This is a genomic window from Microbulbifer mixtoriginis (SeqCode) (assembly GCF_052466695.1).
In genome coordinates this window covers 1363431-1387005 of sequence record NZ_CP174285.1, presented here as the reverse complement: position 1 = coordinate 1387005, position 23575 = coordinate 1363431, and the positions used below count along the sequence as shown (strand labels likewise).

At 54.5% G+C, this 23575-nt stretch carries 19 protein-coding genes; 9 read left to right on the top strand and 10 right to left on the bottom strand.

Going from position 1 to position 23575, the window contains the following annotated elements; all coding sequences use genetic code 11:
- The first annotated feature begins 81 nt into the window (after positions 1–81).
- Positions 82–549 carry a hypothetical protein gene (locus tag ACJJI0_RS06045; RefSeq protein WP_444885117.1) on the top strand — a complete coding sequence of 156 codons (468 nt, stop codon included), beginning with the start codon at positions 82–84 and terminating at the stop codon, positions 547–549.
- Positions 550–814: 265 nt separating this feature from the next.
- On the opposite strand, the gene ACJJI0_RS06040 is transcribed toward ACJJI0_RS06045, so the two are convergent.
- From ACJJI0_RS06040 to ACJJI0_RS06025, 4 genes are all read right to left on the bottom strand, one after another.
- Positions 815–2200, bottom strand: coding sequence for an L-serine ammonia-lyase (locus ACJJI0_RS06040; RefSeq protein ID WP_444885116.1), 1386 nt, complete (start codon positions 2198–2200; stop codon positions 815–817).
- A gap of 187 nt (positions 2201–2387) precedes the next feature.
- A complete protein-coding gene (gene cmoB / locus ACJJI0_RS06035; RefSeq protein WP_444885115.1) occupies positions 2388–3365 on the bottom strand; it encodes a tRNA 5-methoxyuridine(34)/uridine 5-oxyacetic acid(34) synthase CmoB in 978 nt (325 codons plus the stop codon).
- A 6-nt stretch (positions 3366–3371) separates the two neighbouring features.
- The gene (gene cmoA, locus ACJJI0_RS06030; protein WP_444885114.1) at positions 3372–4115 is read right to left on the bottom strand and encodes a carboxy-S-adenosyl-L-methionine synthase CmoA; all 744 of its coding nucleotides are present in this window, start codon (positions 4113–4115) and stop codon (positions 3372–3374) included.
- Positions 4116–4237: 122 nt separating this feature from the next.
- Positions 4238–7147 carry an insulinase family protein gene (locus tag ACJJI0_RS06025; protein WP_444885113.1) on the bottom strand — a complete coding sequence of 970 codons (2910 nt, stop codon included), beginning with the start codon at positions 7145–7147 and terminating at the stop codon, positions 4238–4240.
- A gap of 175 nt (positions 7148–7322) precedes the next feature.
- Between ACJJI0_RS06025 and ACJJI0_RS06020 the strand changes: the two genes are divergently transcribed.
- Genes ACJJI0_RS06020 through ACJJI0_RS06010 form a run of 3 tightly spaced genes read left to right on the top strand, consistent with a single transcriptional unit; the run spans position 7323 to position 9164 of the window.
- Positions 7323–8051, top strand: coding sequence for a DUF599 domain-containing protein (locus tag ACJJI0_RS06020; protein ID WP_252085735.1), 729 nt, complete (start codon positions 7323–7325; stop codon positions 8049–8051).
- Positions 8041–8370 carry a MazG-like family protein gene (locus ACJJI0_RS06015; RefSeq protein ID WP_444885112.1) on the top strand — a complete coding sequence of 110 codons (330 nt, stop codon included), beginning with the start codon at positions 8041–8043 and terminating at the stop codon, positions 8368–8370. Before ACJJI0_RS06020 ends, ACJJI0_RS06015 begins: the two co-directional genes overlap by 11 nt.
- Complete coding sequence (locus ACJJI0_RS06010) at positions 8367–9164, top strand: methyltransferase (protein ID WP_444885111.1); 798 nt, start codon at positions 8367–8369, stop codon at positions 9162–9164. Before ACJJI0_RS06015 ends, ACJJI0_RS06010 begins: the two co-directional genes overlap by 4 nt.
- A 24-nt stretch (positions 9165–9188) precedes the next feature.
- On the opposite strand, the gene ACJJI0_RS06005 is transcribed toward ACJJI0_RS06010, so the two are convergent.
- Positions 9189–9716 (bottom strand): J domain-containing protein, encoded by a 528-nt coding sequence (locus ACJJI0_RS06005; protein WP_444885110.1) that lies wholly within the window; start codon positions 9714–9716, stop codon positions 9189–9191.
- A 174-nt stretch (positions 9717–9890) separates the two neighbouring features.
- Between ACJJI0_RS06005 and msrA the strand changes: the two genes are divergently transcribed.
- Positions 9891–10514 carry a peptide-methionine (S)-S-oxide reductase MsrA gene (gene msrA, locus ACJJI0_RS06000; RefSeq protein ID WP_444885109.1) on the top strand — a complete coding sequence of 208 codons (624 nt, stop codon included), beginning with the start codon at positions 9891–9893 and terminating at the stop codon, positions 10512–10514.
- A 143-nt stretch (positions 10515–10657) separates the two neighbouring features.
- Here the strand turns inward: msrA and ACJJI0_RS05995 are convergent, their stop codons facing one another.
- Genes ACJJI0_RS05995 through ACJJI0_RS05985 form a run of 3 tightly spaced genes read right to left on the bottom strand, consistent with a single transcriptional unit; the run spans position 10658 to position 13846 of the window.
- Entirely contained in the window at positions 10658–11497 is an 840-nt protein-coding gene (locus ACJJI0_RS05995; protein ID WP_444885108.1) for a sulfurtransferase, read from the bottom strand.
- Between the two features lie 35 nt (positions 11498–11532).
- Entirely contained in the window at positions 11533–13176 is a 1644-nt protein-coding gene (locus ACJJI0_RS05990) for an alpha/beta fold hydrolase (RefSeq protein ID WP_444885107.1), read from the bottom strand.
- Between the two features lie 52 nt (positions 13177–13228).
- On the bottom strand, positions 13229–13846 hold the full coding sequence (locus ACJJI0_RS05985; protein WP_252085742.1) for a trimeric intracellular cation channel family protein: 618 nt from the start codon (positions 13844–13846) through the stop codon (positions 13229–13231).
- Between the two features lie 267 nt (positions 13847–14113).
- Here ACJJI0_RS05985 and ACJJI0_RS05980 point away from each other — a divergent pair, with 267 nt between their 5' ends.
- Positions 14114–14995, top strand: a complete 882-nt coding sequence (locus ACJJI0_RS05980; RefSeq protein ID WP_444885106.1) for a DMT family transporter — start codon at positions 14114–14116, stop codon at positions 14993–14995.
- 75 nt (positions 14996–15070) lie between these two features.
- Here ACJJI0_RS05980 and ACJJI0_RS05975 read toward each other — a convergent pair whose 3' ends face one another.
- Positions 15071–16255, bottom strand: a complete 1185-nt coding sequence (locus ACJJI0_RS05975) for an acyl-CoA dehydrogenase (protein ID WP_444885105.1) — start codon at positions 16253–16255, stop codon at positions 15071–15073.
- Positions 16256–16568: 313 nt separating this feature from the next.
- Between ACJJI0_RS05975 and ACJJI0_RS05970 the strand changes: the two genes are divergently transcribed.
- Genes ACJJI0_RS05970 through ACJJI0_RS05960 form a run of 3 tightly spaced genes read left to right on the top strand, consistent with a single transcriptional unit; the run spans position 16569 to position 22385 of the window.
- Positions 16569–18005, top strand: coding sequence for an efflux transporter outer membrane subunit (locus ACJJI0_RS05970; RefSeq protein WP_444885104.1), 1437 nt, complete (start codon positions 16569–16571; stop codon positions 18003–18005).
- Positions 18005–19243: an efflux RND transporter periplasmic adaptor subunit gene (locus ACJJI0_RS05965; protein ID WP_444885103.1), complete on the top strand. Its 1239-nt coding sequence runs from the start codon at positions 18005–18007 to the stop codon at positions 19241–19243. The genes ACJJI0_RS05970 and ACJJI0_RS05965 overlap by 1 nt, the downstream gene beginning before the upstream one ends.
- On the top strand, positions 19236–22385 hold the full coding sequence (locus ACJJI0_RS05960; protein WP_444885102.1) for an efflux RND transporter permease subunit: 3150 nt from the start codon (positions 19236–19238) through the stop codon (positions 22383–22385). The genes ACJJI0_RS05965 and ACJJI0_RS05960 overlap by 8 nt, the downstream gene beginning before the upstream one ends.
- Here the strand turns inward: ACJJI0_RS05960 and ACJJI0_RS05955 are convergent.
- The gene (locus tag ACJJI0_RS05955; protein ID WP_252085748.1) at positions 22382–23551 is read right to left on the bottom strand and encodes a cation:proton antiporter domain-containing protein; all 1170 of its coding nucleotides are present in this window, start codon (positions 23549–23551) and stop codon (positions 22382–22384) included. The two genes, ACJJI0_RS05960 and ACJJI0_RS05955, sit on opposite strands and share 4 nt — an antisense overlap.
- Positions 23552–23575: the final 24 nt, after the last annotated feature.

The window sequence follows — 23575 nt, the reverse complement described above, 5'->3', positions numbered from 1 at the left end:
GAAGGTTATGGTAGAATCAAGCATCAATACTCTGCTGATGAGCCCCAAATTAATTTGAAAGATGGATGAGAGTTGTCTTTTATGAGCCCTGAGAATTACTTTATTGGCAAGACTGCGGAGACTATCTCTACTCTTATCACCAAGCAGTGCGAGATAATTCTCACGAGAAATGGTGTGCAAGTTCCGGTTAAATCTTGCTCAATCATCGTGACTTTGCATCGATTGGATGGATTGTCATTGAATGAAATTGCTCGTGAGACAGACTCCTCCCCTCAGCTTATTAAGCAGAAACTTCCGAAGTTACTTAAGCTCTCACTCATTAAGCATGAAGATGACTCAAGTGATAAGCGAAGGAGGCTTTTCTTTCTGACAGATAAAGGAAAGCTGCAGGTAGAGAAAATACTTGAAACATTTCAGGAGTTAGAGCGTTCACTGGATAGGCTCAATAAACATCTGGGGTTCAGCCTTCCCGAAAAGCTCGAGGAAATAAAACGGGCACTTACTGAAGTTCCACTTCATTCAGATGGCGAGCATTCTATTAAACAATAATTTGCCTTTGAGGAAGGTGAATTATGGAGTAATAACACCTTTTCTCAATAATGTTCATGGTTTATGAAGCTACTAAGAGAGTGCGGAGTAAACAATTGATAGAGGACATGAGACATTCCAACAATACCGTGGTTCTAAGGTTCCAATTGAATAGTTCTCGATAGTGATCCTGCCTTAATGACAAGAGATGAGCATGTTTAGGGTGTGCATTTTTGAAAGGGCAAGCTTGCCGAGGCCAAACCCAGCCCCGGCATAAAGAAACCCATCAGCAGTTAACGGCGTTAACGGCCAACCCGCCCAGAGAAGTCTCTTTGTATTTGCTCTGCATATCGATACCGGTCTGGCGCATGGTTTCGATCACGCTATCTAGCGGTACGATATGGGAGCCGTCACCGCGTAGGGCCAGGCGTGCGCCGTTGATGGCTTTTACCGCGCCCATGGTGTTGCGTTCGATACAGGGCACTTGCACCAGGCCGCCGATGGGATCGCAGGTGAGGCCCAGGTTGTGCTCCATGCCAATCTCTGCAGCGTTTTCGATTTGCTGATTACTGCCGCCTTCCACGGCGGCTAGGCCTGCGGAGGCCATTGAGCAGGCTACGCCGATCTCACCCTGGCAGCCCACTTCGGCGGCGGAGATAGAAGCATTTTTCTTAAAAAGCATGCCGATGGCGCCGGCAGTGAGCATGAATTTCACCACCTGCTCTTTGAGTTCTCCGTGCACTTTCGGGTCGTGCACAAATTCCACGTAATAGGCGATCACTGCGGGAATAACACCGGCGGCCCCATTGGTTGGGGCGGTAACGATACGTCCCCGAGCAGCATTTTCTTCATTGACGGCAAGCGCGAACAAACTCACCCAGTCGAGGATGGCGAGGCCGCGATTGCGCTCTTCCGCTGTTTGTTTGCTCAACTCCTGATAGAGCTCGGCGGCTCGGCGGCGTACCTTCAGGCCGCCGGGCAGAATCCCTTTTTGTTGGCAGCCCCGCTCTATGGAGGCTTTCATCACTTTCCAGATATTCCACAGGCGGTCCTTGACTTCCTGCTCGCTGCGAAATGCTTTTTCGTTTTCCATGGCCAACTGGGCAATGGTCCAGTCGTGCTGATCGCAGATCTTCATCAGCTGTTCGGCACTACTGAAATCGTAGGGCAGCAGCGTGGCAATTTCTTCTTTGTGAGCGAAGTCTTCCTCTGAGAGAACAAAGCCGCCGCCGATGGAAAAATAACTGCGCTCGAATAGTAGTTCTTCGCCGCAATAGGCTTGGCAGGTCATGCCGTTGGAGTGTTGCGGTAGGAACTCTTCCATATGGAAGAGCAGGTCGCGATCGCGAACAAATTCTATTTTGTGGTCACCATTAAGTGTCAGCGCTTTTTCGCTGTGAATGGCGGCCATCTTCTCATCGATACTATCGACATTGATGGTATCGGGGGTTTGGCCAAGCAGTCCCATCAGTACCGCCATATCGGTGCCGTGGCCGATACCGGTCAGGGCCAGGGAACCGTAAAGGTGTACTTGAATGCGGTCGGTTTTTGCGAGTTGGTCGCGGTCGCGCAGGTCCTGAACAAATTGGCGGGCGGCGACCATTGGGCCCACCGTATGGGAGCTGGAGGGGCCTACGCCAATTTTAAACAGTTCAAATACGCTAATACTCATATAAATTCTCTGCGCTGGGCCGCAGATAGTCGCGGCCTTCCCTTAAGGATATAGTTGCACCATTTGGGGGCGCACTTTGCCCTACAAGGCGCAACAATCAAGATGGCAGTCGCTATTCCGTACAAAATTCTATTTGTTACGGCTTTTGCGGAATTTATGAGTTTCCAGATTGTGGCTGTGAAACAAGCTATGGCGCTTCCGCGACCAAAACAGCCCGTTTGGGCGCGGGGTGACCTTCTACTGTTTTGTCCGGTGATTGCGGATCGAGAAAGTCGGCCAGTGATTCAAAGTGCATCCAGTCGGTGCGCCGCTGTTCCTCCAGGCTGGTGATATTCAAGTCTACTGTCCTAGGATTGCGAAAACCGCATTTTCGTAGCCAACTTTCCAGGGTGGCGCAGCTGGGAAAGAACCATACATTGCGCATTTTAGCGTAGCGGCCCTCTGGTACCAGGCAATCCCCGAGCCCGCCATCAATCACTAAGGTCTCCAGCACCAGTTGTCCACCAGAGCGCAGGGTCTCACGCAACTCGCGCAGGTGGTCCATCGGCGAGCGGCGGTGGTAGAGCACACCCATTGAAAAGGTGGTATCGAAGGCGCGCAGATTTGCGGGCAGGGCTTCGATGCCGAGTGGCAGCAGGTCTACCGGCTGTTCGTCGCCGAGATATTTTTTCAGGGCGTAAAACTGCGCGACGAATTTTGCCGAGGGGTCGATGCCGATCACCCGCCGGGCCCCAGCGCCATAGGCGCGCCAACAGTGGTAGCCGTTGCCGCAGCCAACATCCAGTACCAGTCTGTTTTTCATAGGCGCGAGGTGCGGCAGCACCCGGTCCCACTTCCAATCGGAGCGCCACTCGGTATCGATAGGCAGGCCGAATATTTCCCAGGGGCCTTTGCGCCAGGGGTGTAGTTTTCTCAGTTCCTGTTCTAGTCGCTGCAATTGCTGAGGCGAGGCGTCGCTGGCCTTGCCGATACGCACGCTATTGCTGAGCTCGATGCTGGAGGGAGCGATATTCGGTAGGGCTTCGACAGCTGCGCGCCAGTCGGGCAGGTCGCCCCAGCGATGCGGGCTCAGGTTTTCGGCTACCTGTTTAGGAAGCTGGGCCAGCCAGCTGCGCAGCTCTGGGATATGTTGTAAGCCTTGGTAGAGTTGGGTGTAGTCAATCACGGGTAGTTACTTATCGGGGCTGCCTTTGATGGCGATCAGGGAGGCAAAGTTAAAACATTGGAACCAGACATCGACGCTAGTGAAGCCGACGCTCTTAAGGCGAGAGCGGTGGGTGTCTAAGGTCTCTGGAATCAGCACATTTTCTAAAGCGGAACGTTTCTGTGCAATTTCCAGTGCGCTGTAGCCATTGGCGGCCTTGAAAGAGTGGTGTAACTCAATCATCAGTTCATTGTGGTCTCTATCGGCGAAGTCCACTTTCTCGGAAATAATCAGGATGCCGCCGGGGCGCAGTCCCTGCTGAATTTTGCGCAGGATTTCCTCGCGCTCCTCAACCGGAATAAATTGCAGTGTGAAATTCAGTACCACAACGGAGGCGTTTTCAATCGCCACGTTTTGCAGGTTGTCGCAAATGAGTTGCACGGGTACTTCACCGCTATCCGCTTCGAGTACCGTGCGCGCCTGGGATACCATCGCTTCGGAATTATCTACGGCAATAATTTCGCAGTCTGCTGCGGGAATACGGTGGCGCATGGCCAGGGTGGCGGCACACAGTGAGCTGCCCAGGTCATAACAACGGCTGCCCGCCTGGGCATAGCGCTCCGCGAGGGTGCCGATCATGGCCACGATGGTGGTGTAGCCGGGCACGGAGCGCTTGATCATGTCTGGGAAGACTTGCACCACCTGCTGATCAAATTCAAAGCCGGCCACCTGGCCCAGTGGGTTTGCGTAGATATTATCTTGTTTGCTCATCGGGACTTCGCTTAGGGATCACGGCATGGATCCAGGAGGAATGATTTCTGCCGAGTACTATTTGTCTGCAAACGGGTAAAACCGGCGCCCCGGCAGCTAATACTGCCGGGGGCCTGCCTCACTTACAGTTTTTCTTCTTGCAGGTTGAGCTTCGCAGCCGCTTCACTGCCCTGGGGGCCGGTGACAATCGCGGTGCTGGCTTTGGACGGTTCCAGGTAAGTGGCACCAACGCGTTGCAGGTCTTGCAAAGTAACTTCGGTTACCCGCTTGCGGAACTGTTGACGAACTTCGTGGCTGCGTCCATAGAGGCCTGAGTGGAAATTCTTTTTGGCTTCACCGGCGGGGGAGCCGGGTTTATCCAGGCCGCCGATTACACCGAGGATCGATTCCTCTACTTGCTCTTCTTTGTGCTTGCCTTCGGCCAACCACTGCAGAGAGGCATCGAAGTCCTCTAGGGTTTCTCCCATACGCGGATCGCGATAAGAGTAAAAGCGGAACACCCCGATATTACTGTCGTGCCCGGCACCACCACCGTAGGCCCCGCCCTGTTCGCGAATCGTGCGGTGCAGGAAGCCATTGCGCAGGAAACCGCTCAATACGGACAGCGGCGCGGCATCCGGGTGCGACATGGGTACGGTGGCGTAGGCTTTGGAGCAGAAATTCACCTGGCTGTTAGCCACCCAGAGTTCCTGTACCCGTCTGCGCTCGAAAGGCGCGTCCGGATTGGCCGCAGCCGTGCTGGATGAAGAGATAAGTGGTGCCAGTGCTTGGCTGAAGTCACTGAGTTTTTCCTCTTCGCCAATGAGCAAGAACTGGCGCGGGGCGGCGAGGATTTTGTTGTGGATTGCCTGGAAGTGCGCAGAAAGTTGCTGCAGGCCATCTTTCTCATCGAGCCCTTTGACCATGGTTCTCAGGTTGCGCAGGCCGAGCAGTCCGCCGCTGGCGTGGCTCTCCCAGGCTGCGCGATTGTAACCGGCACTTGCCGCCGCCATGGCGAGAGCATGGCCGTTGCCGACAACACCCTGTTCGCGGCGCGCCAGGGTCTGTTGCAATAACTCTTTGATACGGGCGTGCTCATCGAAGCGCACCTGTGCCATAGTGGCCTGCATCAGTTCGGTCAGTTCACTCTGGTTTCGAGAGAGTGCCTTGCCGGAGAGAATAAAGTGGCCAGACAAGTGATCGAGGTTGTCGATGGCGGTGCGGCTGCTGGTGAAACCGTGCAGAGCACCAGCGACACGGGTCTGCCACTGCTGGACTTCCAGGTAGTCTTTATCGGCGAGGCCAACCTCACTCAATACCTGGCAGTAGTAGGGCAGTAGCGCCTTTTCTTCTTCGCTAAATTCGGGCAGGGCGCACACCATTTGTTGGTAAACCAGACCATTGGTGCCAGCGCTGTAGCGGGTGAGTTTTTGTTCGCCGATCTCAGTGATTTCACCCTCGACATCGGGCATTTCTGCGGGAATATCTTCTACCCCCACTTTAGGCAGGATGGAGGCATCGTCTTCGCGATTCTGGCGGTCCGTGAGGGCCTTGGCAGTTTCGACTATTTGCGCTTTTTTCTGCTCGCTGAGGTTTGCTTTGATCTGTGCCAGCTGTTCCTTTTCTGCCTGTTCTTTGCGCCCGGCCAGTTTATCGTCCGGGCTCATCACCAGGCGCACGCGGTGCTGGTTTTCCAGTAATAGTTCGCGCGCTTTATTGGCGATAAACATTGGGTCCTTGATCTGATCGCGCAATTTTTCCAGGGTAGTGTCGATATTCAGTAGGCCAACCGCATCACCGCGGTGAGTGGCGCCGGTGAGTGCGGTAAGGATCAGCTGCAGGCCATAGGGGTAGCCATCGCCTCCAATTTCGCGCTGCTGCAGTTCCAACTGATGCAGACTGGCAGCTACTTGCTCGTAGGGGATGCCTTTCTCGGCAACATCTTCCAATACGGCGAGCACTTGTTTTTCCAGCTCGTCGGCGCGCTCGCGCTCGCTGCCTTCAATGCCACAGACAAATACCAGCTCCCGCTGGGAATCGTCCAGCCCGATAAGGGGGGAGGGGGAGGTGCCGAGGTCAGTAGTCTCGAGCAGTTTCATCAGTGGGGAGGCGCTGTTATCCAGCAGCACGCCGGCGAGCAGGTGTGCAGTGAGGGCCTCTTCCAGATCGGTAACGTCGCCGAGTAGCCAGCTCAGAACGATATGGGTTTTTTCTTCCAGTGCTTCACCACTAAGCGGGTAGTGCTCTTCCACCTTGAGCGGGGCGTGATAGCGGTCTTCACGGCCCACTTCGATCGTCTTGTCCAGCTTCTCAAATTTGTGCAGCGCTTTTTCTTCGAAAGCTGCCTGGTGTTCGGCGGCGGAAATATCGCCAAAAGTCATAAAAATGGCGTTGCTGGGGTGGTAGTGACTGCGGTAGAAATCTACCAATTCTTCATAACTGAGTTTGGGGATATCTGTAGGCTCGCCACCGGAGTTGAAGTGGTAAGTCGTGGTGGGGAACAGATATTTACTCAGGGTGTGCCAAAGCTGCGAGCTGACCGAGCTCATGGCGCCCTTCATCTCATTGAACACCACGCCTTTGTAAACCAGCTCACTGCTGGTGTTTTCGGTTTCGGCAAATTCCAGGCGGTGTCCTTCCTGGGCAAAATCCAGCGGGTCCAGTGTGGCGAAAAATACCGCATCCAGGTAGACATCGAGAAGGTTATTGAAATCCTTGCGGTTCTGGCTGGCAAAGGGGTAGGCGGTCCAGTCTGAGCTGGTGAAGGCATTCATAAAGGTGTTGAGTGAACGCCGAATCATCATAAAGAAAGGGTCGCGCACCGGGTATTTGTCACTGCCGCACAGTGCGGTGTGCTCGAGAATATGGGCCACACCGGTGGAATCGTGGGGCACAGTGCGCAGTGCCACCAGGAAAACATTTTCCGCGTTGTCTGCGGCAATGTGCAGGTGTTGGGCACCGGTGGTGGTGTGGCGGTATTCCTCGACACGCACGCCGAGGGAATCGATATCTGCGCTGGTAACCAGTTCAAATGCAGGATGTGAGTTGTTCAAAAGACAGCTCCCTGGAGTTATAGAAAATTTTCTGGCCGACCTCTGCTGCCGGCGAAAGGGCGCTATTCTACCGCTTGCACACACCGGAAAGACAGTGTTGACAAGGATGTCAGCAAGGCGAAGACTTCACCTACCGAAGCCCCGGCATAAATGTAGACGAACAGGGAGATAGAGGTTGTCCTGGTTGGATATTGCCAGCGTCACTGGCTTTTTAATCACATGGGTCGGTTACACCGTCTTTGCACGCAAGAAAGCCAAAGAGACTTGGTGTCTCACATCATCATTACAGTGGTACCGAGTGGAGTGGATGCTGCGCATGCTCGATCGGGATATGCGCATGGCAGATACCGCAATCCTCAGTAACCTTGAGCGGGTGATTGGTTTTTTTGCCTCCACTAGTATTCTAATTTTGGCGGGCCTGGTGACGGCCTTGACGGCTAACAAAGCTGCCATCGAAGTACTCACCAGCTTGCCTTTTGCCGAGCCCACCACGGTTGAGCAGTTCGAACTAAAAGTGATGCTGCTTATCCTGATTTTTATTTTCGCCTTTTTCAATTTCACCTGGTCTTTGCGTCAATACTCGTTTGCCAATGTGTTGATTGGAGCCGCACCTCCGCCGGAAGCGGGTGAACTGTCGGAGGATGAGCGCCTTCGTTTTGCTATCAGCACCGCTAAGGTGATCGACCACGCCGGGCACAGTTATAACTACGGCCTGCGCTCCTATTACTTTTCCATGTCGGTGCTGGGCTGGTTTATCCATCCGCTGCTGTTTATTGCCGGTTACCTTTTTGTGGTTTGTGTCTTGTATCGGCGGGAATTTATGTCCCGCGCACTCAACTCGATTTTGGCGGCGCGGGAGGGCGGCCTGGAGCGACAGCAGAGGAAGAAGTTCAGTGGAAAATAGTGAAATTGTGGCGGCTTTTGACAAGGTAGCCAAGCTGCGGGGCTGGGAGCACCTACACACTGCAAAGAATCTGGGGGTGGCACTTTCGGTAGAGGTGGCCGAGTTGAATCGGCATTTTCAATGGTGCGAAGACGCGGATATTCATTCGCTGATGCAGAGTGAGAATGCTAGAGAAGTTGCTGCAGAGCTGGCGGATATCCAAATGTACTTGTGTAAGTTGGCAGAGGTGCTGGGGGTGAATATGGATTTAGCGCTGCGCGATAAGATTGCGGAAAATGAGCGCCGAGCGAGAGAAGTTGTAAATGGTGGGGCTCCATGAGTGAGGCAGGTTTCAGCGACAGGAACTTTGACGACCTGGCGCATCGATTTCGCGATCGTATTTATGGCGGCCTCAAGGGGGATATCCGTCTGGCGGTGCTGAATCGGGATTTAGCAGCGATCGTCAGCCGGGAATCGCGCACCTTAAAAATCGTGGATGCAGGTGGTGGCCAGGGGCACTTTGCCATGGACCTGGCGGCTGCGGGGCATCAGGTGTACTTGGCAGATATTTCGGCGCAAATGCTGGAGCACGCTGCCGCTGAAGTTGAGGCGAGACATTTACAAAAGCGGGTAACCCTTTTGCATAAGCCCCTACAGGCGTTGGCACAGATGAAAGCGTTGCAGGGCGCGGACCTTGTGATTTGCCATGCAGTGCTTGAATGGCTGGAGGAGCCACGCTTGGCCTTACAGCAGCTACACCGTTTGCTCAAGCCGGGTGGCCATTTGTCCCTCACTTTTTACAACCGGCGCGCGCTAGAGTTTCGCTTGTTGCAGCGTGGCAGTTTTCGCCAGCTGGAGCGCAATATCGATGAAGACTATTGGGGTGGGCACCCGGGGAGCCTGACACCACAAAACCCACTGCTATTGGAGTGGGTGAGTGATTGGCTGCAGGAGGCCGGTTTTGAGGTGACCTGCTACAGCGGTATTCGTTGCTTTCACGATTTTATGACGCCTGCTATTCGTGACAAGTTACCCGCTGCGGCAATTGTACAAAAAGAATTGGAGTATTCTCAGACCGACCCTTATCGCCAGTTGGCGCGCTATGTTCACCTCTTGTGTCGTGTACCAGAATAACCTAGCCCTGATAAATAGTCGCGATCAGAGCGTATTCAGCAGCAGTTCTTTGGCGGCATTTACTCTTGAAGCTAGATAGTCGTTGCCGCCACGATCCGGGTGTAGTTTTTGAATAAGCTTGCGGTGAGCGCCGATAATTTCATCGCGTCCGGCATTGGCGCCAACCCCTAGAATTCGTCGCGCTTCGTGTTCACTCAGAGGCGGCCCTTGGTCGGCCTGGGCGGCTTTTTGTTCCTGATGGGGTTCCTGTTCTTGTTGTTGGCTTTGATTTTGTCGATTGCGCGCATAACGCTCGAACAAGGGGGCCAGCCAGGGCATTAAACGAGTGAGTTGATTGAGCAGGCGGCCCAGCACCGGTAGGATCAGCAGAACCATGGCACCGACCCAGTGCAGCCTTCCGCTGACGGCTAGTAACACTACGATGACTGCTGCACCCAGTAGGGTGATAAAGAAAATCTGTTTGCGCCTATCGCCTTTAGAGCTGGACTTGATTTTTTGCCAGGCATACCAGATGCCGAGTAAGATCAGTATTAGAAGAATTAAACGTGCCAATGGCGGCTCCTTAGGTTCTGCACTTGCCAAGTTTGTGCCCAGGGCTTAAATATCTTTTCGATCCCATGGATTGTCAGGTTAACATGGCTCGCCTCAAGCCTTTCCAATCTCTGGGCGGAATGAGGGCTTGTGGCTATCCTGTTTGAAGAAAATTTCAGCACTTGAGATAACAGTATGCAATACGACAAATTCCAGATCCCGGATGCGGATCAGATTTTGCCCGGCCGACCACAGCCGATGGAAATCACCGGTATCCATCATGTCAACGGCAACTCAATCCAGGAACCATTCCCCGAAGGCATGGAAGTCGCAATCTTTGGCATGGGGTGTTTCTGGGGTGCGGAGAAACAGTTTTGGGACATTGACGGTGTCTATGCCACTGCGGTGGGTTACTCGGATGGTGCCACCGAGAATCCAAATTACGATGAGGTATGTAGTGGACGTACCGGGCATGCCGAAGTCGTTAAGGTAGTGTTTGACCCCAACAAGGTCAGCTACTCGGAATTACTAAAAACTTTTTGGGATATGCATGATCCCACCCAGGGAATGCGCCAGGGCAATGATATCGGTTCCCAATACCGCTCCTGTATTTTCTGCACTCACGAGGGGCAAAAGAAAGAAGCGGAAGCGAGTAAAGAAGCGGTGCAAGCAGCCTTGAACGAAAAGCAGCGCGGTGAGATTACTACCGAAATCAGCATGGCCCAGCCATTTTATTACGCCGAGGAATATCACCAGCAGTATATGGCGAAAAATAAAGAGGCTATCTGTCCAATATTACGCAACCCCATGTACGATTGAGTCAGATCCGTTTGGCCAGAGGGGCGGTAACCACCGCCCCTTAATCCTGCCTGCCCAGTAATCTCATTTTATTTCTTACTCAGCTTTTTCATGGCCTGTCATGTCAGCTCATGGTGCGTTTATTGAGGGTGCTGCTTTCCGCTTTATTTCCCTTGTCGCTGATGCGCGCACCAGTCACTCCAGCTGCCGGGATAGAGCAGGGAGTCCCGGCGTCCGGCAAGTTGTTGGGCAAAATAGTTCACACAAGCTGTCACCCCGGAGCCGCAGTAATTCAGAATCGGGCGTCCATCGGAGCGAGCGTCCCATAGTGCTTGGAGTGCTGCAGTTGACTTCACTTTACCTGCATCATCGGTCATTTCGCGCCAGGGTTGGTTAATCGCACTGGGAATATGGCCGGCAATAGGGTCTATGGGTTCGTGTTTTCCGGCGAAGCGATCCTCATCGCGGGCATCGATCAGCTGCCAGGGTGCATTGCCCAGGGAGGCCTTGAGGGTTTCGTAGTGCACCAGCAGGTTATCTTTGGGGTTTGCTTTGAAATTACCCTCTGGTGTGGTGGCGGGTTCACGGGTCTCTAGCGATAGGCCGGCATCGAGCCAAGCCCGCAGGCCCCCATTAAGAACCTTAATATTGGTGTGGCCAAAGAAGAAAAACAGGAACCAAGCCCGTGCGGCAAAGCCCAGGCGATTATCATCGTAGACAACGACTGGCGTATCGGCGTTGATCCCCAGTTTGCGGGCGAACTGTTGGAACTGGGCGTTGCTGGGCATAGGATGGCGCCCACCTAATTGATGGGTAGGGGCCGATAAGTCCCTATGCAGGCTGGCATAGTGGGCTCCGGGAATATGCCCCGCTGCATACGCCAGGGCGCCACTCTCCTTATCGGCGAGGTCATAGCGACAATCCAGAATCCCTACGGTTTTGTTAGCGATTAATTCCTGTAAGTCTTCCACCTCAATAAGCGAAGCGCTGCGAACTCTGTCCATGCTGTTTCCTGCTGTCGTTCAAAGACACCAATTGATTAAGGGCTGCTTTCTGGGGCCTGTACTCCGCTGGAAGGAGCCTCTGTCTGTTCATCTTGGTTCTGCCCCTGCTGTTCTTCCTGGATCTGATCGGCCAGCTCCTGCTGGCGGCAGGTTTTGGTGGGCTCGGTCTGGTCGCTTGTCGGGTTATCGAGAAAGCGTGCTGCCGCTTTTTCGGCACAGCTGCTGGCGGAAATAATATCGTGAGCTAATTGAGGGAAGAGCAGCCACTGGTGATTGGGTAGTGCCTTGCGCGCTACATCTACATCTTCGGCTGATAAAACAGGATCTAGGCCGCCGTGTAACACCATAACCGGCGCGGGAGTGGCGATGGGTTGTGATTCCAGCAGTGGTGCGGCGGGGATCGCCCAGATTCGGCATTGTAGTTGCAGCAGCTTCAGGTCTGAGCGCACGGCGCCACCGAGAATGCCGGTGTCCTCGGCGCTTTCGCGGGCCTCGTCGAAATCGACAAAGGGGGCTTCCTCATAGCAGAAATGGCTGACTCCGGCGGCATCGCCGAAGTATGGGTCCAATACGATCTCCATAAAGTGCCCTATGGCCTTTTGCGCGGGCTTCAGACCTTCATCGCCACTGTTTTCCAGGCCCTCAATGAGTTTTGGCAATTCACTGTAAAAGTTCTCGTTGTATAGGGCTTGGAACAGTACCCGTAGCAAGCGTTGGCCAGTGAGTACAAAGGGATAGGGCTGGTTGGAATAGCGGTGTTTGATGGAGATCGTGCGCGGTTCTTCATCCAGGGTTTGCACCAGATTTTCCAGGCGGCGGCGCAAGTCTGGGTAGCGGCTGTTGCATTTCGCATCTTCAATACAGTGCTTGAGGCCGCGCTCGTAAGCTGCCAGTGAATCTTGTGCCAACTGTTGGGTGTAGACAATATTAGGAAAGACGGCGCTGTTGAGTACCAAGGCGCGGGTTGAATCGGGAAAATCCCGCGCATAGGTGAGGGCATAGCGAGAGGAGTAGGAAACGCCGTAGAGGTCGAGTTTATCGATTTTTAACCGCTTGCGTAGTTCATCTACATCCCGCGCAATCACCGAGCTGTTGTATTGCGCCATATCTGCGCCCTTGCTCAGGCGGCTATAGCAGCGCTCCATACTGAAGGCGAAGACTCGCGCTTCTTCTTCCGGGGAGAGGTTGCGTTGGAAAGCTGTCTGCGCATCTTCAATAAATTCGCTGCAGGTAAGGCGCGGCCTTGCCATGCCGGTGCCGCGCGGGTCTATCACAATCAGGTCGCGCCCATCCTCTACAGTCATGGCGGCGTAATTCAGCCACAGCCAATCGCTGGCGTTTTCTGGTTCCAGGCCCATGCTGGCACCGGGGCCACCCGCCCCGAGATGCAGCAGCGGGGCCTTGTTTGGCGCTGGATTCTTGGCGCGAAAGCGTATAACCGGGAAGCGGATTTTGCGCCTTTCTGGATGGGCGTAATCCTCCGGTACTTCCATCATGAAGCACTGAGTGGCGGGCCAGCTGTCGTCTGTTTTGAACCAGCAGGATCTGGGGTATAGGTGGGTATAACTTCTGGGCTTTTTCGCTGCGGGGGAAGTTGTCCCCTGTTCAGACCGATCACAGGCACTCATCAGCAGGCCGATCAAAATGATGGAGGCGGTCAGTGGGCGGAAGTTTCGCACTAAGAGTATTCCTGTGGGCCGAAAAAGTTCTGGGTTTTGTAAATTGAGTCGCTCAATGATTGCCAAATCGGGCAATGGGAGCGGATAGATTCCATCGCAAGGCCGCTAAGCGAATTGACAAGGTCACCACTACAGCGATGGCAATCACCAGATCCCCCGGCAACTTGCCACTGGCATCCAAGGCAACTAATACAGCGGCGCCGGTAAGAGCTGCTGTGGCATAGATCTCCCGGCGCAAGAGCAATGGGATATCGCCGGAAAGTACATCGCGAATTACTCCTCCGAAGGTGGCGGTCATCATGCCCATTACGATCGCAATAGTGGCGGAATAGCCAAGTTCTAAACCTTTCTGCGTGCCGATTACTACAAACACCGAGAGGCCGATAGCGTCTGCCACCATCAGCAGGCGCATGGGTACCTGTAGATAGCGTATCAGGTAAAAACTAATTACACCGGTCGCGACAGCAATCCACAAATAGTAGGTGTCCTGCAGCCAAAATACGGGGATATTGAGGATGATGTCCCGGATGGTGCCCCCTCCCGTAGAGGTAACACAGGCGAGTACTACTGCGCCAAATAAATCCATCTGCTTGTGACCTGCAGCGAGTACGCCACTAAAGGCAAAGACTGCGATACCGATCATATCGAACCAATGCAGCAGCTCATCCATATCATCATTACATCCTGGAATTGGCGGGCAGGGGAGAATAGCACTTCTATTTAAGCAAAGGGAATCGTCTACTTTGCCGCTGGAGAGAAGTGTGAGGTCGTGCAGAGTGAGGCATTAGAGCAATTCCGTTAGCGGTTGCTATGTTTGGCAAAGCGGGGAGTTGTTTTCTTCCGCTCCAAAAATTTTTACCCCCCCATAAACGCTAAAAAGAGAGCCTGCTGAAGTGGCAGCGAAACGGGCAGAAGCACAGGATGGATAACTCTTAACATGCCAATTCATAGCATTTTAAAAGCACTGGCTTGTGTATTCATCATTGGTATGGCCTATCCGATTGTTAAGTTGGCTCTCAGTGATATTCCCCCTTTGATGCTCACGGCGATGAGATATGCCTTGGCGTCTATTCCATTTGTTTGGTTTTTCCCTTTTCCAAAAACCTCAGTATGGAATGTTGTCCTGATCGGCGTATTTTTACAGCTTCTCACTACGGGACTGGTTTACTTGGCGATGCGCACTGATGCGCAGGCAGGAATTGCCTCGCTGCTGGTGCAGTCACAAGTGATTTTCACCTTAATTTTCAGTATCTGCTTTTTTGCGGAAAAAATAAGTTGGCAGCAGCTTGTGGGTCTGTTGATAGCAGCTGCTGGCTTTACATTGTTTTTCATTGATGCCGATAAGGGAGGGGCCACAACACAGAAAGGATTTTTGCTCTTGATGGGCTCGGGTATGGCTTGGGCCATTGCTAATCTGGCTTTGAAAAGAATGCGGGGAGTAAATTTATTCCATCTGATGGTCTGGGCATCGCTGGTGCCGCCAATTCCTCTATTCGTATTGTCCTATTTCTTGGAAACTCGAAAGCCCGTTCAGCATTTACTGGAGGCCTCGCCAATAGCCTGGGGTGCGATCCTCTATCAAAGCTTATTCCTTACGTTGCTCGCTTATGTTTGGTGGGGAGACTTGATTAGGCGTTATTCCGCTGCATTTGTTGCCCCTTTTGGGCTGCTGGTACCGGTATTTGGTTTGATGGGATCCTGGGTGATTTTAGGCGAATCGATGGATGCCATGGAGTGGGGTGCATCTCTATTGGTATTTATCGGAATTGCTTTTTGTGTGATTAATGTGCAGGCGATAGAGGCACAGGCCAGGCAATAGCAGTGCGCTAAAAGGGAGAAAAGTTTACTGTGAGCGCGCCACCCGCGTATGCCACGGGTGGCGCCCGGTGAGGCGTTAGACGAACGCCTGTAGGCCGGTTTGGGCACGGCCCAGAATCAGAGCGTGAACATCGTGGGTGCCCTCGTAGGTATTTACCGCTTCCAGGTTCATCACATGGCGAATCACGTGGAACTCGTCGGAGATACCATTGCCGCCGTGCATATCGCGGGAAATGCGGGCGATATCCAGGGCCTTGCCGCAGTTATTGCGTTTCACTAGGGAGATCATGGTGGGGTCGAACTGCTTGTTCTCATCCATGATGCGGCCAACGCGCAGGGAAGCCTGCAGACCCAGGGTGATTTCGGTTTGCATGTCGGCCAGCTTCTTCTGGAACAGCTGGGTTTGAGCCAGTGGGCGGTTGAACTGCTTGCGGTCCAGGCCGTACTGGCGCGCTGCGTGCCAGCAGAACTCACCGGCACCCATGGCGCCCCAGGAAATACCGTAGCGGGCGCGATTCAGACAGCCGAAGGGGCCGCGCAGTCCGCCAATTTCGGGGAACTTGTTTTCTTCGGGTACGAAGACATTGTCCATCACGATCTCGCCGGTGATGGAGGCGCGCAGGGAGAACTTGCCCTCAATCTTCGGCGCGCTCAGGCCTTCCATACCCTTCTCTAGTACGAAACCGCGAATGATGTCTTCGTCATCTTTGGCCCAAACCACGAATACATCGGCAATGGGGCTGTTGGTGATCCACATCTTGGCGCCGCTGATACGGTAGCCGCCGTCTACTTTTTTGGCGCGGGTTTTCATACCGCCGGGATCGGAACCTGCATCCGGCTCGGTCAGACCAAAACAGCCAACCCACTCACCGCTGGCCAGTTTGGGCAGGTACTTCTGCTTCTGCTCTTCGCTGCCGTAGGCGTAGATCGGGTGCATTACCAAGCTGGATTGCACGCTCATTGCGGAGCGGTAGCCAGAGTCCACCCGCTCGACTTCGCGGGCTACCAGGCCGTAGGAAACGTAGTTGAGACCGGCACAGCCGTAGCCTTCGATAGTGGAGCCCAGCAGGCCCAGCTCGCCCATTTCGCTCATGATTTCACGGTCGAAAATCTCGTGGCGGTTGGCCTCCAAGACCCTCGGCATCAGCTTGTTCTGACAGTATTCGCGTGCGGCATCGCGCACCATGCGTTCTTCGTCGGTCAACTGCTGGTCCAGCAGCAGGATGTCGTCCCAGTGGGCGAGTGGCTGATGTTTACTCATGGCTAGTCTCTTCTACTTCTTCCGTTATTAATCGGCACCGGGGTTTGTCGCCAATCCGACAAAAGTTGCCGAATCTTGAAAGGGACATTGGCAAGCATCCCGCGGCAAAACCCAGTGACCATTCAGTTTATTGTGGCGCATCATACCTAAGTAGCTGCGATGGGGCACTCCTAACGGCAGCAAAATTTAGACTGGTTTGAGCATGGCTGTGTAAACAAGGGTAAAACGCCTTGCGAGCTATTTTTGTCGGAAGATAATGGGCGCAATAATTCTCTGTTTTTCCTGTTTTTAAATACTTTTCCGGTGATTTTTCTTGGGCTTTTACCGTGTTTTGGCAATTTGTGTTCCACTGCTGGCCAGCTGTTCCTCTCAGCCCCTTGAGACTGTCGAGCCGCAGGATATTTTGTCTCTGCCGCAGACATTCAGCGCCTCGGGTACTGAGGCGGCCGATGTCCGGTGGTGGCGAGGGTTTGAAGACCCACAGCTCGACCAGTTGGTAGAGCTGTCTCTGCGGGATAATCCCAGCTTGCAGGCCAGCTATTGGCGCCTGCGCCAAGCTGTGGCGGCGGCCCGTGGAGCCCGTTCAGGGCTGTTCCCCCGAGTGACTGCCCAGATAGAAAATACCGAGCAGCGCTACTCCTCTGGGGAATTTACCGACCCTTCCAACGAGGGTAACAGCTGGAGTACCCGTATCGCTGCCAGTTATGAGCTGGATCTCTGGGGACGCGTGCGCGCAGGAGCCAGCGCGGCTGAGGCAGGGCTTCAGGCCCAGCAGCAAAATCTACAGACCGCCGCTCTGAGCCTCGCGGCGGAAGTCTCCTCAACCTGGTTGCAGCTGTGCGAACAGTGGGGTCAGCACAACTTACTGCTGCAGCAGCTGGAAATTAATCGGAAGTCTCTCAGGGTGCTGGAGTCGCGTTTTGCACGCGGGGTCAGCGATGCCGCCGATGTGCTGCAGCAGCGCCAGTTGGTGCAGCGCTCTGAGCAGGAGCTGGAACAGACAGGCGCCGATATTGAAGTGCTCAAGGTGCAACTGGCCACTTTACTGGGCATCAATCTGGATCAGTTGACTGGATATATCCACAAAGAGGCGAGCCTACCGTTTTTGCCGGCCCTGCCTGATACGGGCATCCCATCACAACTGTTGCTACGGCGCCCAGATGTACGGGAAGCCCAGCGCAAGCTGGTGCAGGATTACCACCTGGCGGATCAGGCCTGGGCGGATAGGCTGCCCGTACTGAGTCTATCCGCTGTGGCCAGTAACGGTACCAGCCTCATCAGTGATATTACCGAGAACTGGCTGTTGGCTATCGCCGCCTCCCTGGAAGGGGTGATCTTCGATGGCGGTGCGCTCAGTTCCGCACGGCAGCAACAGGATGCGGCTTTGCAGGAACGTTGGGCGCTATATCGAGAAACCGTGAACCAGGCACTGTCAGAAGTCGAGCAGGCCCTGATTCGTGAAGGTGCCTTGAATCGGGAACTCGAACACCTGCGAGAACGAAAGCGTTTATCCGACCTGATCGTGCAGCGGCGCAACCGTGCCTATACACGCGGTGCTGTCGATTTTCTCAATCTGCTGACGGCTACCACCGAACAGCAGAGCCTGGCTCGTGAGGTGTTGTCTGCCGAACGCCAGCTGCTGCAAAACCGAGTCACATTATATCGCGCACTGTCCGGGGGGCTGCCGCAGCAAGACCTGCCCGAACCGGAGCCCGCAGACCTGGAGTTGTACTTGGAGGGAAATAGTTGATGTTAAAGAAGTTCAATCCGCGCTCGCTCATACCTGTGGCTTTACTGGTGTTGGCAGCTGTGATTGCCGCCTGGATGCTGCGGGAGAAACCCACAGTCTCTCGCGGTGAGCGCAAGATGCCACCGCCGGCTGTGGATGTGGCGGTGGCGGAGCAAGGGAGTTTCCCCATGACTTTAAGCGCCCTGGGAAAAGTGACCGCGCGCGAATTGGCGGAGTTGCAGCCTTTGGTAGACGGACAGGTGGAGTGGCTCGACTACGATCTGGGGCCGGGCGCGGTTCTACCCAAAGGTAAAGTGCTGCTGCGTATTGATTCTGAGCCCTACCAATTGGCCCTGAAATCCGCTCAGAGCACCCTCGCCGGCCGGCGTGCGGAGTTACAGCAGGAGTTGGGGCAGCAGCAGGTGGCACAGGAAGAGTACGAGCTGCTCGGCACTGCTCTGGGAGAAGCCGACCGCGCACTGGTATTGCGTGAACCCCAGAAAGCTGCGGCCGAAGCAGCCGTGCAGTCGGCGGAGGTCGAGGTGGCTCTGGCGCAGCGCAATCTGCGCCTGACCGAAGTGCGTGCTCCTTTTGACGCATTGGTGGTGGTGCGTAATGTGGATGTGGGGGATCGAGTATCCCCCGGGATTAATCTCTACAGTTTGGCCAGCGCTAGCCGCTTCCAGATTGCTGTTGAGGTACCTGCTAGCCAATTACACCGTCTGGATAGTGGCGATGTGGAAGTCCGCATTTATGGCAGTCAGTGGCCCGCCGGCAGTTTCCGCCATGGAGAGTTTGTTCGGGTGATACCAGTGCTTGAGGAGCAGGGACGGCTGGCACGCGTACTGGTGGAATTGAAAGATCCTCTCTCTGTATTGGACCCCTCTCAGCCGCAGCTTTTGCTGAATGATTTGGCCAGGGTGGAAATTGTCTCACGGGCTGAGGAAGCGCTGGTGCGAATCCCCCTCACGGCTCTGCAAGATGACAATCTGGTCTGGGTAGTGCGCGACAATCGTACCAGTATTCAGCCGGTTGAGGTTGCCTATACCAGCGGAGATTTTGCAGTGCTCGATAAGGGGCTAAATGGTGGCGAAACCCTGGTTACGACTCGTCTGATCACCGTTACTGAAGGTATGCCGGTGCGGATTGCCGCAGGCCCCCGTTCGGTCAAAGAGCTGCCCGCCGATGCTGCCGCTTCAGCCAGTGAGGCCCCAGGTGCCGGAGCGCGGCGCCGTAAAACTGGGGGTGACAATGACTGAGCGCAAAAGAAGTGATGCGACTATTGATACCCGCCAGGGCGCTATCGCCTGGATGGCGCGCAACCATGTAACCGCCAACCTGTTAATGCTGGTCCTGATTGTGGGCGGGCTGGTTTTCTCCCTGGTGGTGAAGAAAGAGGTTTTTCCTGAGTTCAGTCTGGATAGGGTGACGGTTTCCATTTCTTATCCCGGCGCCAGTCCGGAAGAGGTGGAGCGTGGTGTATTGGTGGCCGCCGAACAGGCGGTACAGGGTATTGTCGGCATTAAAGAGATGCGCGGTGCGGCCAACGAGGGTAGCGCTTCACTGATTCTGGAACTTGAGGGCGATGCGGATGCCAATCTGGTTTTTCAGAATATTCAGCAGGCCATTGATTCGGTGACCACGTTCCCCGGTGACATTGAGCGCCCACAGGTGAGTCTGGCCGAGCGCAGGCGCGATGTATTGGACCTGGTCCTGCATGGCAATCTGGATGATCGCAGTTTGCGCGCCCTGGCCATGCAGGTGTACGACAAACTGGAGGCGCACAGCGGTATCACCCAGTTGGAGGCCCAGGGCGTTCGAGATCTGGAAGTGGCCGTTGAGATACGTCGCGACGATTTGCGGCGCTATGGCCTGACTCTGACAGAAGTTGCCCAGGTGGTAAAAAACGCGGCGGTGGATATTCCCTCCGGCAGTGTTAAATCCAATGCCGGCGAAATCCTGGTTCGGGTTACCGAGCGGCGTGATTGGGCGCGGGAGTTCGGCAATGTGGTGGTCACCCGTGGCAGTGGCGGCGGCCCGGTGTATCTGCGTGATATCGCCAATATCAGCGATGCCCTCGAGGACGAGGCGCGTAATATGGTGTTTAACGGGGAGCCCGCCGTCAGTATCAAAATTTACCGCGTAGGTGAGCAGACACCGATGAGTGTCAGCGAGGCGGCGCGGGAAGTGATCGAAGAGGTCAGAGCCAGCCTGCCGCCAGGAGTGACGCTGACCATTCGCGATGACGACTCGGAGATCTTTAAAGAGCGCCTCTCTCTGCTATTGAAGAACGGATTTATCGGCCTGCTGCTGGTATTTGTGGTACTCGGTGCCTTCCTGGAATTGCGTCTGGCATTTTGGGTGACCCTCGGTATTCCCACCAGTTTCCTCGGTTCACTGCTGTTTCTGCCTGGGCTGGATATCTCCATCAGTATGGTGAGTATGTTCGCCTTTATTATCGCCCTGGGTATTGTGGTGGATGATGCCATTATCGCCGGGGAAAATATTCACGAATGGCGGCAGAAAGGTTATAGCAATTTAGAGGCGGCTATTGCCGGTGCTCGCCAGGTAGCGGTACCACTGACCTTTGCCATCCTTACCAATATCGTCGCCTTCATTCCCTTAATGGAATTGCCCGGCTTTATGGGCAAGATTTTTGGCGTAATTCCTTTCGTGGTGGGCTCGGTATTTATCATCTCCTGGGTGGAGGCGCTGTTTATTTTGCCGGCGCACCTGGCCCATTCACGTCGGGGTTATAAGAGCCGGCGGGCCCGCCGCTTCGCCGCTCGACAAAAATTGTTGGCTCGTGGTCTGGACCGTTTTGTGCAGAGGCGTTTCCGTCCCTTTTTGAACCTTTGTGTAGCGCACCGCTACAGCACCATTGCCATCGCTATTGCCATCTTGTTGGTAATGGCGGGCTATGCGGCCAGCGGGCGTATGGGCTTTACCTTAATGCCGCGAGTGGAGCGGGATTCCGGACGCTTCGCGGTAACTTTCCCTACCGGTACCCCTCAACAGCAGTTGGAAAAAGCCAGGACGCAGATTATTGATGCGGCCGATAGAGTGCTCGAACAATACGATCGGGATCGGGTTTTCCTCGGTAGTCGTGGCCTGATCGGGGATGATGCGATTCAGGTGGATACCTATTTTGTTGCGGCGGATCAGCGCAGTTTTTCTACCGGGGAGTTTGTACGTCAGTGGCGAAGGGAGGTAGGGCCGATAGCCGGTTCTCTCAGCGCAATTACTGCATCCGATCGCGGTGGGCCCGGTGCCGGTTCCTCTCTCACTGTAGAGCTCCGCCACACGGATACGGACATACTGGAACAGGCCGCATTACGCTTGGCTGGTGAGCTGGAGAAATTCCCTAATGTCAGCGACATCGATGCAGGTATTTCTCTTGGTAAAACCCAGCTCGACTTGACCCTGACGGAAACGGCCAAGAGCTTGGGCGTTTCTGCGGAGGAAATTGGCCGCCAGCTGCGTGCCTCCCTCTATGGGGCCGAAGCCTTGCGTCAACAACGCGGACGGGACCAGGTGAAGGTGATGGTGCGCCTGCCGGAAACTGAGCGGGTTACGATGGACGATATACACAATATGATGATCCGCGCCGGCAATGGCCAGTGGCTGCCACTTCTCGACCTGGTCGAAATTGAGCAGGGGCGGGCCTATGCCAAAATCAACCGTCGCGAAGGGCGTAGGGTGACCACGGTTACTGCTAATGTGGAGCCCAGCGATCAGGCGGCACTGGTGATTAACGAGCTGAATATCAGTGTGATGCCGCAACTGAAAGCGGAATTTCCCGGTCTTAATATCTCCTATGAGGGACGTCAGGCGGATGAGCGTGAGGGACTCGCCTCATTGGGGATGACATTTATGCTGGCGATGGCGGTGCTTTACCTGTTGCTGGCGATTCCTCTGAAGAGCTATATACAGCCATTAATTGTGATGATTGCCATTCCCTTCGGTGTGATCGGCGCATTGCTCGGCCATTTGGGGATGGGCTATGGCCTCAGTATGGTGAGTCTGCTGGGTATGGTGGCGCTCGCCGGGGTGGTTATTAACGATACCCTGGTGATGATCGAATACAGCAACCGCTTGCGCAATGAGGGTGCTGATCTGGAAACTGCAATTAAGCGCGCAGCGGCGCGCCGTTTTCGCCCAATTGTGCTGACTACGGTTACCACTTTCTGCGGCCTGATGCCGATGATTTTTGAAACCTCGGTGCAGGCGCGCTTTATGATTCCTATGGCAATTTCCCTCGGCTACGGAATTCTCGCAGCTACGGCTATTTCTCTTTTGTTGGTTCCCTGCCTTTACCTGATGTTCGGAAAGGATATTCCCTTGTTGTTGGAGAAGGCGAAAGTAGCGATTAAGTCCCTAGTCAGGCCAGCGCAGGTTTAATCCCTGCGCAGTTCGTCTTTGGTGGCGATAGGGTTGGGAAAATTCATCACCACGATATAAGAGGACACCAGGAAGGTCAGAATGGCGGTGGCCTGTATCAGGTGCGAGGCTTCGCTGCCGATTAGGTTCTGGCTAAAGGCCAGTAGGGCGATCAGTAGGGAGAATTCACTGATTTGCCCCAGGCGGAAGCCGATATCCCAGGCCAATATTTTGAGTTCACTGTGGCCACCGAGTAGATAGCGGAATACCACTGGCTTGGCTAGCAGCACCACCACGGCAGTTACCAGTGCAGGAACCAGAATTTCCGGCAGCATTGACAGTTTGAACTGGGCGCCAAGGCTGAAGAAAAACAGGATCAAAAAGAAATCCCGCAGGGGCTTCAAGTTGAGGGCTATGTACTGGGAAATCCGGCTGGCGGCGAGGGTGATGCCGGCGATAAATGCGCCGATCTCCCGCGACAGTCCCAGCGTTTCTGCCAGTTCCGCCATGCCCATGCACCAGCCCAGCGCCATCAAAAACACATACTCGTGAAAGCGGTCGAAACGGCTAAACAGTGGCAGCAACAGGTATTTCACCACTACCCAAGCAAACGCTACTAATAAGGGCAAGGCTCCGAAAGATAGGGCTACTTGTCCCAGATGCATATCCCCACTGCTGTCACTGAGCAGAATCATCAAGCAGACGATGGCGACAAAATCCTGAAACAGTAACAGGCCCACCATCAACTCCCCCAGCTTCTTGTGGTGTAGTACCGTGGTAGGCAATAACTTGATACCGATAATGGTGCTGGAAAACATCAAGGCCATACCGATCACCCAGCTCTCCATGGTGGTAAAGCCAAACAGCTGACCGATAGAAAAACCAATACCCAGGAAGATGGCGCAACTGATAATGCCAACAAAAGTGGCTTTGCGCAGCACCGAGACCAATGCCTGGGGCTGCATATCCAGCCCCAGCAGGAACAGCAGGAAAATGATGCCCACGTTGGACATATCTGAGAGCAGGCGCAGATTATCGATGACCGCAAGCCCAGATGGTCCCAGCAGTACACCCAGGGCGATATAGGCAACTAATAAGGGCTGGCGGCCGAAGAGTGCCAGGGTGGCAACTATCGCGGCGCCACTAAAAATGAGAAAGAAGGATTGGAAGAGGGAGCTGTCCGCCACAAGTCATCCTTGAAAGTGAGCGAG